Annotated in this window: 8 protein-coding genes; 6 read left to right on the forward strand and 2 right to left on the reverse strand. The window is 42.7% G+C overall.

Annotation, left to right across the window (positions count from 1 at the left end):
* Positions 1-189: 189 nt before the first annotated feature.
* Together D0T49_RS02250 and mnmE are read left to right on the forward strand one after the other, a co-directional pair.
* A complete protein-coding gene (locus tag D0T49_RS02250; RefSeq protein ID WP_163628967.1) occupies positions 190-1497 on the forward strand; it encodes a gliding motility-associated C-terminal domain-containing protein in 1308 nt (435 codons plus the stop codon).
* A 79-nt stretch (positions 1498-1576) separates the two neighbouring features.
* Positions 1577-2974, forward strand: a complete 1398-nt coding sequence (gene mnmE / locus D0T49_RS02255) for a tRNA uridine-5-carboxymethylaminomethyl(34) synthesis GTPase MnmE (RefSeq protein WP_163628968.1) — start codon at positions 1577-1579, stop codon at positions 2972-2974.
* Between the two features lie 175 nt (positions 2975-3149).
* On the opposite strand, the gene D0T49_RS12930 is transcribed toward mnmE, so the two are convergent.
* Both D0T49_RS12930 and carB read right to left on the reverse strand, forming a co-directional pair.
* Positions 3150-3401 carry a hypothetical protein gene (locus D0T49_RS12930; RefSeq protein WP_203583407.1) on the reverse strand — a complete coding sequence of 84 codons (252 nt, stop codon included), beginning with the start codon at positions 3399-3401 and terminating at the stop codon, positions 3150-3152.
* A 239-nt stretch (positions 3402-3640) separates the two neighbouring features.
* Complete coding sequence (carB, locus tag D0T49_RS02265) at positions 3641-8074, reverse strand: carbamoyl-phosphate synthase (glutamine-hydrolyzing) large subunit (RefSeq protein WP_163628969.1); 4434 nt, start codon at positions 8072-8074, stop codon at positions 3641-3643.
* 311 nt (positions 8075-8385) lie between these two features.
* Here carB and dapF point away from each other — a divergent pair, with 311 nt between their 5' ends.
* From dapF to D0T49_RS02285, 4 genes are all read left to right on the forward strand, one after another.
* Positions 8386-9222 carry a diaminopimelate epimerase gene (gene dapF, locus D0T49_RS02270; RefSeq protein WP_163628970.1) on the forward strand — a complete coding sequence of 279 codons (837 nt, stop codon included), beginning with the start codon at positions 8386-8388 and terminating at the stop codon, positions 9220-9222.
* A gap of 97 nt (positions 9223-9319) precedes the next feature.
* Positions 9320-10543: an LL-diaminopimelate aminotransferase gene (locus tag D0T49_RS02275; protein ID WP_163628971.1), complete on the forward strand. Its 1224-nt coding sequence runs from the start codon at positions 9320-9322 to the stop codon at positions 10541-10543.
* 181 nt (positions 10544-10724) lie between these two features.
* Complete coding sequence (gene asnA, locus D0T49_RS02280) at positions 10725-11756, forward strand: aspartate--ammonia ligase (protein ID WP_163628972.1); 1032 nt, start codon at positions 10725-10727, stop codon at positions 11754-11756.
* 187 nt (positions 11757-11943) lie between these two features.
* Positions 11944-14133, forward strand: coding sequence for a glutamine synthetase III (locus D0T49_RS02285; RefSeq protein WP_163628973.1), 2190 nt, complete (start codon positions 11944-11946; stop codon positions 14131-14133).
* Positions 14134-14338: the final 205 nt, after the last annotated feature.

The following is a 14338-nucleotide window of genomic DNA, read 5'->3' on the forward strand; positions in this document are numbered from 1 at the left end:
CCGCGATTTTTTTTTAGAACAGATGCAAATGTAAGAAAAATAACGGTATCTGCTGACGCAAGTACAATAATTCAACGTTTTTTTTGTTTTTGATTAGAAAGGTGTACTTTTGTGTACAAATAATGATATACCATCGTTTTATTCGTACACAAGAGCTTATGTTGTACGAATTTGAACCACCTGTATAGTATGAAAAAACCAATTTTCCTTTTATGTTTGTTGAGTTTTATACTGCCTGTTACGTCGCAGGTTACGTTAAATAATCCCGAATCGCAATACCTGCAATACGATAAGGCTCCGGCTGATGTGTCAGTATATATAATAAACGGAATAAAACCTACTTCGGCACTTCAATACTGGGGTTCGGCAGGCGAGAGCAGTTATGTATGGTATAAGTATAAAGGCGGCGTAAAAACGAACTATGCTTCGAATACCAACGATGGCAGTAATTATTCCGAAATTCAGCTTGATTATGAAAATGCAGCAGGATATATCTTGGAAGTAGACGGGGCAGAAAAAGCTGTAGTATGGATAATTGATTATCAGAATTTTTTACCTGATTTCAGTTCGGCTGCTTTGGAGCCGGTACTCGAAAACTCGTCGTGCGATGGTATTATATTGAAGTTGAATCCGTCGTCGACTGTCCCTGCATTGAGCTATCAGAAACCTCAGTCGGCTGCTCCTTATCCTATCGACCGGACTTTTACATTGACTTACGAAACTCGTGAGTGGAATGATAGCTGGTCGGACAAGGAAGAAAAGAAACAAGTCGTACTTCCCAAAGAAACGCTCATAAGGCTGTCCGCACCTTTGAAAGATACAAAATTCACCTTATCAGGCGATGAGTTTGCAGAGAGGCTGGAGATAGACCCGTTGCCGACAGTACAGTTGGAAACAAGCCCATATGTGGGGATTGAGTCTCGCATGAAAGCATTTTTGATAGTGCGCGATGCTACTAATGAGGTGGAACGGCCAAAAGAGGACGCGCCAAACCCTCCGATAAATGGTTCAGCACCCCTTCAAATAACTATTGAGGGTAATTCGAGCGACCCCAACAACACTATGTACACGTGGCAGATATATAAAGGAAAAGAGGTTTGGATAACCCGTACGGAGGAAAAACTGTTCAATGTGTTCAGCGAAGCCGGCAGCTATAAAGTAAAGCTCCATGTGGAGAATGGAACTTGTGCATATACAGACTCTATCGATGTGAATGTGTCTGAATCGCTGTTGGAAGTGCCTAATGTTTTTACCCCCAATGGTGATGGTGTTAACGACGAATTTAAGGTTGTGTTCCGTTCTTTAGAGAGTTTTCATTGCTGGGTGTATAACAACTGGGGGAAACTAATATACGAATGGACAGACCCTACAAAAGGCTGGGACGGACGTATAAACGGAAAGAATGCCGCTATGGGACCTTACTTTTATGTGATAAAGGCAAAAGGTACTGATGGTGTTAAGTATGAAAAAAAGGGAGATATAAACCTTATCCGCTAACGTGTATCATTGTGCTGATGGCAGAATTAATTTATTAGAAATTTCATCTGTATTTTTACCCTTATATTTAAAAAAAATTATGACAAATGCTTCTACTATAGCTGCTATATCAACTCCGGCAGGGAGTGGCGGCATTGCTGTTATACGTGTTTCGGGCAAGGATGCTTTCGGATATGTCAGCCGGATTTTTGTTCCGAAGAAAAAGGATTTACAACTAACCGAAAAAGAAGCAAACAGCGTTGTTTTTGGTTCGGTAGTAACTGACAAGGGCGAAACTATTGACGATGTCTTGGTTACGCTTTTTCGTTCTCCCCATTCCTTTACCGGCGAAGATACAATCGAAATTTCATGTCATGGTTCGGTGTTCATTCAGCAGCAGATTTTAAAGTTGTTGCTTAAGCAAGGGTGTGAGTTGGCTCGTCCCGGTGAGTTTTCGCAACGCGCGTTTCTGAATGGAAAAATGGATCTTTCGCAAGCTGAGGCTGTGGCCGACCTGATTGCGTCTACTTCGGCTGCCTCGCACCGGATGGCTTTAAGCCAAATGCGTGGCAATTTCTCCAACGAACTGACCTTGATTCGTGAGAAACTGTTGAATTTTGTTTCTTTAATAGAGTTGGAACTCGATTTCAATGAGGAAGATGTAGAGTTTGCCGACCGTAAAGAATTGAACCTGCTTGCTAAAGAAATAGAGGAAAAAATATCGAAACTGGCAGATTCATTTAATCTGGGTAATGTGCTCAAAAACGGAATCCCGGTAGCGTTGGTAGGCGAAACAAATGTGGGAAAATCTACCTTGCTCAATCTGTTTTTGAATGAGGAAAAGGCAATTGTGTCGGATATACATGGTACAACCCGCGATGTGATTGAAGATTCGGTGAATATTAATGGTGTGATGTTCCGCTTTATTGATACGGCCGGAATCCGTGAAACGAAGGATAAAATAGAAAATCTGGGAATAGAACGTACTTATAAAAAGATAGAACAAGCGAGCATTATTTTGTGGTTGATTGACAGTACGCAAGTGAGCGAACATATTGAATGGCTGACTGAGCGTATTGCTAAGCGGGCTGTTGGGAAAAAGGTGATATTGGTCTTTAATAAGATTGATAAAATTGATGAAGAGGAATATAAAGTGCTGGATGAGCTTTTTGACCAGTTTGATGCCGAACGGATTTATATTTCGGCTAAAGAGCGGATTAATACCGAAGAGTTGGAAACTGCTTTGTTAAAGGCTGCTCAAATACCGGAATTGCAAGCTACGGATGTGGTGGTAAACAATGTACGCCATTATGAGGCGTTGACTAAAGCACAAACCTCTATTCAGCGTGTTATTGACGGATTGGAAAATAATATCTCACACGACTTTCTATCTCAGGATATCCGTGAGTGTATGCACTTTTTAGGCGAGATAACAGGGCAAATATCAACAGATGAGATACTTGGCAATATCTTTAGTAAATTTTGTATCGGGAAGTAGGTTGAGATTATCATCCATTTCCAATAACTATCATCAATAGCAAAGTATCTTATTGCAAATCAGTTATATTTTATCTAATTAGAGCTATTCAGTAAATAGTTTCAAAATACCCCTTTCTAAAGATAAAAAAATCCCAACTAATTAGCAATAATTTAGTTGGGATTAATTTTTTGATTTAGGAATAGGCCTCAAATGAATTTGAAAATTCATCGGCTACAAGTGTCATTGGAATAAAAGCAACTATGTCTTCATCCTCTAAGCTGTTTTTCGGATTTAAGACAAATACATCCTTCAACCTACACCAGCACCACCCCTCTGGCACTTCGAACGGAATTTCATCCTCGATACATTTTACCGTTCCATCAGCGAACTGCTCATAATGGGACGTATCCGCATTAAGGAAAATTTTTATGTAGACATTCCTCATTCAGGCAAAAGAGTAAAAGTCTCGCGGCTTTTCGCTGATCTGAAAATAGGACATAGCAAATTCCTTTACAGGATTTACTATGTGAATAACCAACTTTGTTATCTTTCGGCAAGCAAAAAAGGTTCTACAGGGTTTTGTGTGGAAGCATATCTGAATTTCCAAGAAAAAGCAGTTTGTCAAAATAGGAAATGCATCTTGTTTCCCGATATACCCTACAATTCCACACATGATTTTTATCTTTATTTATATTCATCCCAGCTTTTTATAGGAATTTCATTCAAATCAATTTCGCAGAAAGCATGAATAAAAGCCGCAGCCAATCGCGCGTTGGTAAAAAGCGGAATATTAAAATCGATAGCGCCTCGCCGGATTTTATACCCGTTGGAAAGTTCGCCCTGTGTCAGGTTCTTCGGAATATTAATGATCATGTCAATTTGTTTTTCACGAATCATTTCCAAAGCGTTCGGTGTGCCTTCTTCGCTCGGTTGATAAACCAAAACAGAGGGGATTCCATTGATGTTTAGAAACTTATGCGTCCCTTTTGTGGCGTAAATAGTGTATCCTTCTTCTTGAAGTAGGCGACAGGAATCCAGTAAGTCTACTTTCGATTTCGTTGGACCGCCGGATACGAGTATGTTCTTCTTCGGAACGCGCATACCTACCGACAACATCGATTTGAGAACTGCTTCGTAATAATCGTCTCCTATGCAGCCTACTTCGCCTGTCGAAGCCATATCGACTCCCAATACCGGATCTGCTTTTTGCAAGCGTGAAAACGAGAACTGAGATGCTTTGATTCCGACATAATCCAAATCAAATTCGTTTTTATTGGGCTTTTCCACTTCTTCGCCCAACATAACGCGGGTTGCTAATTCGATAAAATTTAGCTTCAGTACCTTGGAGACAAAAGGAAAACTTCTAGATGCCCGCAGGTTGCATTCAATCACTTTAATATCATTGTCTTTTGCCAAAAATTGAATATTGAATGGCCCCGTGATTTGCAAAGCCTCAGCAATCCGGCCGGTTATCCGTTTGATACGCCGCACCGTTTCCACATATAGTTTTTGTGGTGGAAACTGAATAGTTGCATCGCCAGAATGAACTCCGGCAAACTCGATGTGTTCGGAAATGGCATAAGTAACTATCTCGCCTTTATTAGCCACGGCATCGATCTCTATCTCTTTCGCGTTCTGAATAAATTCGCTCACTACTACCGGATGTTTTTGCGAAACATAAGCAGCCAACTTCAGAAACATTTCCAATTCTTCAGGATTGGAACACACATTCATCGCCGCGCCCGAAAGCACATACGAAGGACGCACCAACACAGGGAAACCGACTTCTTCCGCAAACGAATTAATATCGGAAAATGATGTCAGTTCTTTCCATTTTGGCTGGTCAATTCCTAAATTATCCAGCATGGACGAAAATTTGTGCCTGTCTTCCGCGTTGTCGATACTCAAAGCAGATGTTCCCAAGATAGGAACTCCGGCTTTATCCAGCGAAAGCGCCAAATTGTTCGGAATTTGGCCGCCGGTAGAAAGAATCACACCGTGAGGATTTTCTATTTCGATAATATCCATTACCCGCTCGTAAGTCAGCTCGTCGAAATATAAGCGGTCGCATATATCGTAATCGGTCGATACGGTTTCCGGATTGTAGTTGATCATAACTCCCTGCCAACCTCGCTTGCGAATAGCTTGCAAGGTATTGACGGAACACCAGTCGAATTCGACCGACGAACCGATGCGGTACGCTCCCGAACCGAGAACAATGACAGCCCCTCCTTCGGAGGGGTTTGGTGAGGCTGAACTTTTGGGGGGATTTAGGGAGGCCTGAGTTGGATGGGCTATTACATCATGCTCAGTTCCATTATATGTAAGGTACAGATAATTCGTTTGCGCCGGATATTCAGCCGCGAGGGTATCGATTTGCTTAACAACAGGAAGGATCTTTTGTCTTTTTCGAGATTCCCGCAATTCACTCTTTTTATCTGAGGCAATGTCGGAATCTTTGTATATCAGTTTAGTAATTTGGAAATCAGAAAATCCTTTTTGTTTCGCGTCTCTTAAAAGCTTTTCCGGTAGTTCGCTTATGGAATTATAGCTGCTTATATCTTTTGATGTTTTATGAATCGACTGAAGTTTTTGTAAAAACCACAAATCAATTTTAGTCAGCTCGTGTATTTTTTCGATGGAATAACCGTTCTCCAATGCTTGTGCAATGATAAAGATACGTTTGTCTGTCGGCTCGGATAAGGCTTTGTCGATGTCATCTACCTCCAGATCTTTGTTTCCTACAAATCCGTGCATTCCCTGAGCAATCATTCGCAAACCTTTCTGGATAACTTCTTCAAAGTTTCGTCCGACAGCCATAACTTCTCCTACGCTTTTCATACTGGAACCGATTTCGTGCGATACGCCGTGGAATTTTTCCAAATCCCAACGTGGAATTTTGCAAACAATGTAATCCAATGCCGGTTCGAAAAAAGCAGGAGTTGTTTTGGTAACGGAGTTTTTCAATTCCTGCAAACCGTATCCTAACCCAAGTCTAGCCGCGACAAATGCCAGCGGATAGCCCGTTGCTTTGGATGCTAATGCCGAAGAACGACTTAAACGAGCATTGACCTCGATAACCCGATAATCCTCGGAAACCGTGTCGAAAGCATACTGAACATTACATTCGCCCACAATGCCGATATGACGAATAATGCGTATAGCCAATTCGCGAAGTTTGTGATACTCTTTGTTGGTGAGGGTTTGCGACGGAGCTACAACAATACTTTCGCCCGTATGAATGCCCAGCGGGTCGAAATTTTCCATATTACAAACCGTAATGCAATTGTCGTATTTATCGCGCAGTACTTCGTATTCAATCTCTTTCCATCCTTTCAGCGATTTTTCAATTAATAACTGATTGGAGTAGTTGAACGCTTTTTCGGCTAAGGCTTGCAACTCATTGCGATTGTTACAAAATCCACTTCCCAAGCCGCCCAAGGCATAAGCCGCCCGCACAATAATAGGATAACCCAATTCCGCCGCCGCTTTGCGGGCTTCTTCAATGGATTCTACTGCGACACTTTTAATCGTCTTGACATCGATTTCATCCAATTTTTTAACAAACAATTCCCGGTCTTCCGTGTCGATAATGGCTTGAACAGGCGTTCCCAATACTTCTACATTGTATTTTTCGAATACTCCGGATTGATAAAGTTCCACACCACAGTTCAAGGCCGTTTGCCCTCCAAACGAGAGCAGAATACCCTCAGGGCGCTCTTTTTTAATCACTTTTTCCACAAAAAAAGGCGTAACCGGCAAGAAATAAATTTTGTCGGCAACACCTTCGGATGTTTGCACAGTTGCGATATTGGGATTTATCAAAATAGTTTCGATACCTTCTTCTTTCAACGCTTTCAACGCCTGCGAGCCGGAATAATCAAATTCGCCCGCTTCTCCGATTTTCAGCGCACCGGAACCGAGCAGGAGGACTTTCGAAGCCCCTCCAAACCTCCCCGAAGAGGAGGCTTCCATCGTTTCTGAGGCTTCAGCTACAAGTATAGGAGACGAAGCTAACTTTATATCCCCTCCTTCGGAGGGGCTTTGGGAAGCTGTCATTTCTTTTACGAACATATCAAAAAGAAATCCCGTATCAGTCGGTCCGGACGCGGCTTCGGGATGGAATTGGGCGGAGAACCAAGGCTGCGTTTTATGGCGGATGCCTTCGTTCGAGCCATCGTTCATATTGGTAAATAATACTTCCCAGTCAGTGTTCAAAGTTGAAGTATCTACCGCGTATCCGTGATTTTGGGAAGTGATGTAGCACTTGGTCGAATTAGCCAATTGTACCGGTTGGTTATGGCTTCGATGCCCGTATTTCAATTTGTAAGTTGTTGCTCCGGCTGCTTTTGCCAAGAGTTGATTTCCCATACAAATTCCCATGATGGGTTTTCCTTTCGCCATAGCTTCTCGGATATGTTCAACCGTAATGTTGCAATGGTCGGGATTACCGGGACCGTTTGATAGGAAAAGTCCGTCGTATTCCAGCGTATTGAAATCATAATCCCAGGGAACCCGCACAATCGTAACATCGTGTTGTAATAAACAACGGATAATATTATGTTTCACACCACAATCGACAAGCACCACGTTTTTGGATCCGTTCCCATATTTCAGGACTTCCTTACAACTGATTTTAGCGATTAAATTCTCTTCGGATATATCAACAAAATCGATTTCGTTTTCAGAATCAAACACGATTTTCCCTTTCATGGAACCGTTTTCCCGAAGAAGCTTGGTTAAAGCACGGGTATCGATTCCATATATCCCCGGAATTTTATGTTCTTTCAGCCAGTCGCCAAGACTTTTATTTGCGTTCCAATGGCTGTATTCGTGCGAATATTCGGAAATAATCAATCCGCTGACCTGAATTTTCTCCGATTCGTAAAATTCAGAAAGTCCGTTCGTGATTTTATCTTCCGGCACGCCGTAATTTCCCACCAAAGGATAAGTAACCGTCAGTATTTGTCCTGCGTAAGAAGGATCGGTCAGGCTTTCGGGATATCCCACCATAGCTGTGTTGAAAACCACTTCGCCCGAAACGGGAGTCTCGTATCCGAAAGAAATTCCACTCAGTTGTACTCCGTTTTCTAATATTAGCCTTGCCTTTCTTTTCATATTAATAAGTTCAATGTTGTTTATTTGACGCTTTGCTATTAAAATCGTGTAAAATTACGACATTTTGTTTTTGTTTTTAGCGAAATATATTAAAATTATCATTTTAATTTTGTGCAGTGTAATAAATAGACGGAATAAATAGGAAATAAGTTGCAATTTGTATTATATCAATTCTTTTTTATGTTATTTTGAAACGCATAAAAATAAAACAAACCTTTTTGCTCATTTTTGTTGTTCGGAAAATCAAAAGCACTCAACTTTGCAGCGTAATTATTTCTTTTTGTCAGCAAAATAAGTAAAACAAAAGAAAAATGAAATTCACAAAAATGCACGGTATCGGAAACGACTATATATACATTAATTGTTTTGAAGAAACGATTGAACAGCCTGAGCAGCTCGCCATTCGGTTGAGCGACCGCCACAAAGGTATTGGCTCCGACGGATTGGTATTGATAATGCCGTCGTCGCATTGCGATTTCCGCATGAGAATGTTTAACGCCGATGGTTCCGAAGCCGAAATGTGTGGAAATGCTTCGCGCTGTGTGGGAAAATACGTGTACGACAATGGATTGACGAAAGAAACCGAAATTACGCTCGAAACTTTGGCGGGTATAAAAAAACTGAAATTATTTTTGGACGCCGACGGTTTGGTCAAATCTGTCAGAGTAGATATGGGCGAACCGATACTTGAAGCTTCGCGCATTCCCGTAAAAATAAACAAATCGTCGGTTATACGAGAAACGGTGGATTTGGGAAACGCGGTACGCAAAGCAATTACCTGCGTTTCGATGGGCAATCCGCATACAGTTATTTTTACGAAAGACATTGACAAACTGAATTTGCCGGAAATTGGCAGCCAAATTGAGAACGCTTCGATTTTTCCAAAAAAAACAAACGTGGAGTTTATTCAAATTATTTCGGGCAATAAACTGAAAATGCGGGTTTGGGAACGCGGTTCGGGCGAAACAATGGCTTGCGGAACAGGAGCTTGCGCGGCAGTTGTAGCGGGAATTTTGAACGGCGTAGCAGCTCGAAAAACAACCGTAGCACTTCGCGGCGGAGAATTGACCATTGAATGGAACGCTTTCGACAATCACGTTTACCTCACGGGAGAAGCCGCCACTGTGTTTGAGGGAACAGCCTTTTGAAAAATGTTTCGACTACAAAATTTTAATGGATATATTTTAAGTTTTTACAAAATAAAACTAACAAAAGCCTCCCTTGAGGGGAGGTTTGGAGGAGCTTATGATACAAATAAACGAATATTTTCAGAAACTATCCCAAAACTATTTGTTTTCGGAAATAGCAAAAAAGCTAAAACAATACAAGGCGGAACACCCCGAAGCCGAAATTATCAGCTTGGGTATCGGCGATGTAACCCGTCCGTTGGCACCGGCGGTTGTGCAAGCTATGCACAAAGCGGTGGACGAAATGGCGGATGCCTCGACTATGCGCGGATACGCACCCGAATGTGGATATTCTTTTTTGATAGACACGATTATAAAAAACGATTTCAACGCGCGCGGCATTCAACTCGATGCGGATGAGGTATTTGTGAGCGATGGCGCAAAAAGCGATACCGGAAATATAGGCGACATATTGAGTACGAAAAACGTGGTGGCAATTACCGACCCGGTGTATCCGGTTTATTTGGACACAAACATAATGGCGGGACGTTGCGAAATGTTTGAAAACGGCGAATGGAGCAATATTAAGTACTTGCCCGCTGTTCCCGAAAACGATTTTGTTCCCGCGCTGCCCGCGAAAAAAGTGGATTTGATTTACCTCTGTTATCCGAATAACCCGACTGGCACAACTTTGACAAAAAGTCAATTGAAACAGTGGGTCGATTACGCGATAGAAAACAAAGCGTTGATTTTGTTCGATGCGGCTTACGAAGCGTTTATTACAGACGCGGATGTTCCGCACAGCATTTACGAGATAGAGGGCGCAAAAAACGTGGCGATTGAGTTTCGTAGTTTCTCGAAAACAGCCGGATTTACAGGTGTTCGTTGCGGTTACACCATAGTACCGAAACAATTGAAAGCCTACGATAAAAACGGCGAGGCATTTCCGCTCAATCCGTTGTGGAATCGCCGACAATCGACCAAGTTCAACGGAACGGCATACATTGTACAGCGCGGCGCCGAAGCCATTTATTCGCCCGAAGGAAAAAGGCAGATCCGCGAAACCATTGACTATTACATGGAAAATGTGCGGATTATTAAAGAAGGCTTGGATGAATTACGATATACAACTTACGGCGGTGTAAACGCGCCTTACATTTGGGTAAAAACGCCGTCGGGAATCACTTCGTGGGAGTTTTTCGATAAACTGCTGAACGAATGTCAAATTGTATGTACGCCCGGCGTAGGTTTCGGGGCAAGCGGCGAAGGTTTTGTTAGAATGACGGCTTTCGGAACAAAAGAAAATACAATCCAAGCAATAAAAAGAATGACGAGAAATTGATGATTTACGCATTGAACTGATGAGACGTGGCGTGCCGCATCTCATCGGAGAAAAAACAAATACAAACAACCAACTATTTAAACAACCTCTAAGAATGAAAAATTAAGAATAATTCTTTGATTCTTAATTCCAAATTCTGATTTCCAAATTCTGATTTTTTAATTTTTAATTCTTAAATTTTATGACAATAATTCCAACAGGCTACAAGCCGGCTATTGTTCCCGAAGAGATGGAGCAGGCCATTAAACAGATAAAACTGAAATTTCAAGACGAATTGTCGCAAGCCTTGAACTTGCGGCGGGTAACAGCACCTTTATTTCTTCTTTCGGGAACGGGTATCAACGACAACCTCAATGGGGTGGAACGTCCCGTTTCGTTCGAAATTCCCGCTATCGGCGGAAAACGTGCTGAAATTGTTCACTCGCTTGCCAAATGGAAACGCATGAAACTCGGCGCTTACCGCATTGAGCCGGGCAAAGGACTTTACACCGATATGAATGCCATTCGTGCCGATGAGGAATTGGATAATCTTCACTCGCTTTACGTTGACCAATGGGATTGGGAGCGCACCATTATCGCCTCCGACCGGAACCTGGATTTTCTGAAAGGTATGGTCAAAAAGATTTATCAGGCACTCAAGAATACAGAGCAATATGTATCCCGGCAATATCCGAATATAAGACCTACACTGCCTGAGGATATTGTTTTTATCCATACGGAAGACCTACAAAAGGAATATCACTCCCTTTCGCCAAAAGAACGTGAAAACAAGGCTGCTGAAAAATACGGAGCCATCTTTCTGATTGGTATCGGTGGAGAACTTCCCGATGGAAAGATACATGATGGACGTTCACCCGACTACGACGACTGGAGTACACCGACAAAAGACGGTTACAAAGGTTTGAACGGCGATATCATTGTTTGGAACCCAATTTTGGAGCAGGCATTCGAGATCTCTTCCATGGGAATCCGTGTGGATAAAGCAGCTTTGTTATTGCAATTGAAAATCAGAAACAGCGAAGGCCGCAAGGACTTACAATTCCACAAAAGCCTGTTGGAAGATAGGATTCCTTTGTCCATAGGGGGAGGAATCGGGCAGTCGCGCCTCTGTATGTTCCTATTGCATTGCGCCCATATCGGCGAAGTGCAAGCCAGCATCTGGCCCGACGAAATGGTGAAAGAATGTGCGAAGAATAATATTATTTTAAAATAAAAAGCCTTTCCAAACCTCCCTGAAAGGGAGGCTTTTGAGTGCAAAGGCCGACGGAAAATACAAAATATAGAGGAGAATCACATTCGCCCGAAAAAAAGAAATATCATTAATTTAAAAATAAAGCCTTAGATAGTTGGAAAGCCTCCCCTTCAGGGAGGTTTGGAGGGGTTTCTTAATTAAATATAACATGTCAAATTTAAGATTTAGCGCAGTAAAAGAAGCTTCAAGAAGAATAGCCGTTGAAGTTCCTGCACCGAAAGAAAAAACGTCCGATTATTTCGGAAAAAATGTATTCGACCGCAACAATATGCGTAAATACCTGTCGAAAGAAACCCTGAAATTAGTGATAGGCGCTATCGACAAAGGCGAACCATTGGACAGGCACGTTGCCAACCACGTTGCCGCCGGTATGCGTATGTGGGCAATGGAAATGGGTGCGACACATTACACACACTGGTTTCACCCGCTGACCGACGGAACTGCCGAAAAGCACGATGCGTTTGTCGATTTCGACGGAAACGGTGGCATGATTGAGGAATTTTCGGGAAAACTGTTGGCTCAGCAGGAACCCGATGCGTCGAGTTTCCCTAACGGAGGTATCCGTAACACCTTCGAAGCTCGCGGATATACCGCTTGGGATCCGTCGTCGCCGGCGTTTATCGTAAAAGATACGCTTTGCATTCCCACTATTTTTATATCGTACACAGGCGAAGCACTGGATTATAAAACACCTTTATTAAAATCAATCGCTGCGATAGATAAAGCTGCTACCGAAGTATGCCGTTACTTCGACAAAGATGTCAAAAAAGTATTCTCCTACTTAGGCTGGGAACAGGAGTATTTTTTGGTCGATAAAGCGTTGTACAGCGCACGTCCCGATTTGGTTTTAACCGACCGCACGCTCATGGGACACGACAGCGCGAAAAACCAACAGCTCGAAGACCATTATTTCGGCTCGATACCGACGCGGGTGTGCGCTTTTATGCGCGATTTGGAGTACGAATGTTACAAACTGAGCATTCCCGTAAAAACCCGCCACAACGAAGTAGCACCCAATCAGTTTGAAGTAGCTCCGATTTTCGAAGAATGCAATTTGGCGAACGACCACAACCTGTTGCTAATGTCCACTATGGATATTGTAGCCGAACGCCACGGTTTTAAAGTGTTGTTGCACGAAAAACCGTTCAAAGGAATCAACGGTTCGGGCAAGCACAACAACTGGTCGCTTGGTACTGATACCGGTGTAAACTTGCTCGGAGCAGGCAAAAACGCGAAAGAAAACCTGCAATTCATAACTTTTATAGTCAATGTATTGATGGCGGTTTACAAGAACAATGCGTTGCTCAAAGCCAGCATTTCGTCGGCAACCAATGCGCACCGCTTGGGAGCTAACGAAGCGCCGCCCGCCATTATTTCGGTGTTTATGGGTTCGCAGATTTCCACTTTGCTCGACGAAATTGAATTGAGCGCGGGCATTAAAGATATCGAGTTGAGCGAAAAAACCGGCAAACGTTTGTCACTGAATTACATTCCCGAAATTATGGTTGATAACACCGACCGCAACCGTACTTCGCCGTTTGCCTTTACCGGTAACCGTTTCGAGTTCCGTGCGGTGGGCTCGTCGGCAAATTGCGCTGCCGCCATGTTGGCGCTGAACACCGCCGTAGCAGCTCAGTTGAAACAATTCAAAGCCGAAACCGATGCGTTGATTGCTTCGGGAAAACAGATAGATGAAGCTATTTTCAGCATTATTCAGCAATATATCAGCGCGTCGAAAGCCATTCGTTTCGATGGAAACGGTTATAGCGACGAGTGGAAAATTGAAGCCGAAAAACGAGGACTGAATTGCGAAACACGCGTTCCTGTTATTTACGATGCGTATCTGACAAGCCAAAGCATCGATTTATTTACGCAAACAGGCGTGTTGAGCGAAAAAGAAATCCATGCCCGCAACGAAGTGAAATGGGAGCAATACACCAAGAAAATCCAGATTGAAGCGCGCGCGTTGGGCGATTTGGCAATGAATCACATTACGCCCGTAGCTACCCGTTATCAAGGTCTGCTGTTGGACAATGTATCGAAAATATTCGCTTTGTACGACAAGGAAAAAGCCTCGAAAATCGCTTCGCAGGATTTATCGATTATAGAAAACATTGCCGACCACCTGAATTTTATCAAACTAAAAGTGGACGAAATGGTCGAAGTGCGCAAACAAGCGAACAAAATAGAAAACGAGCGTGAAAAAGCCTTGATGTATTGCGAAAAAGTAGCACCCTACCTCGACGAAATCCGCTACCATGTAGATAAACTCGAACTGATGGTTGATGACGAAATGTGGACACTTCCGAAGTACCGGGAAATGCTGTTTATAAGGTAAGAATTAAGAATTTAATGTGCAAATGTGTAAATGCACAAATGCTTTTTCTTTGTACGAGGCTGTCTCAATAGTCAAATAGCAAAGTAAAAAACTTTCAAATTGTAAGTTCGCCACGAAGTGGCAGGTTATTTCAGCCCAACGCTTCGCATTGGGCTGAATTAGAATGGGCTTTCAGCCCTAAGAACTTACAAACTGAAAGTTGCAA

Source organism: Paludibacter sp. 221, assembly GCF_010501035.1.
Classification (GTDB): domain Bacteria; phylum Bacteroidota; class Bacteroidia; order Bacteroidales; family Paludibacteraceae; genus QVMH01.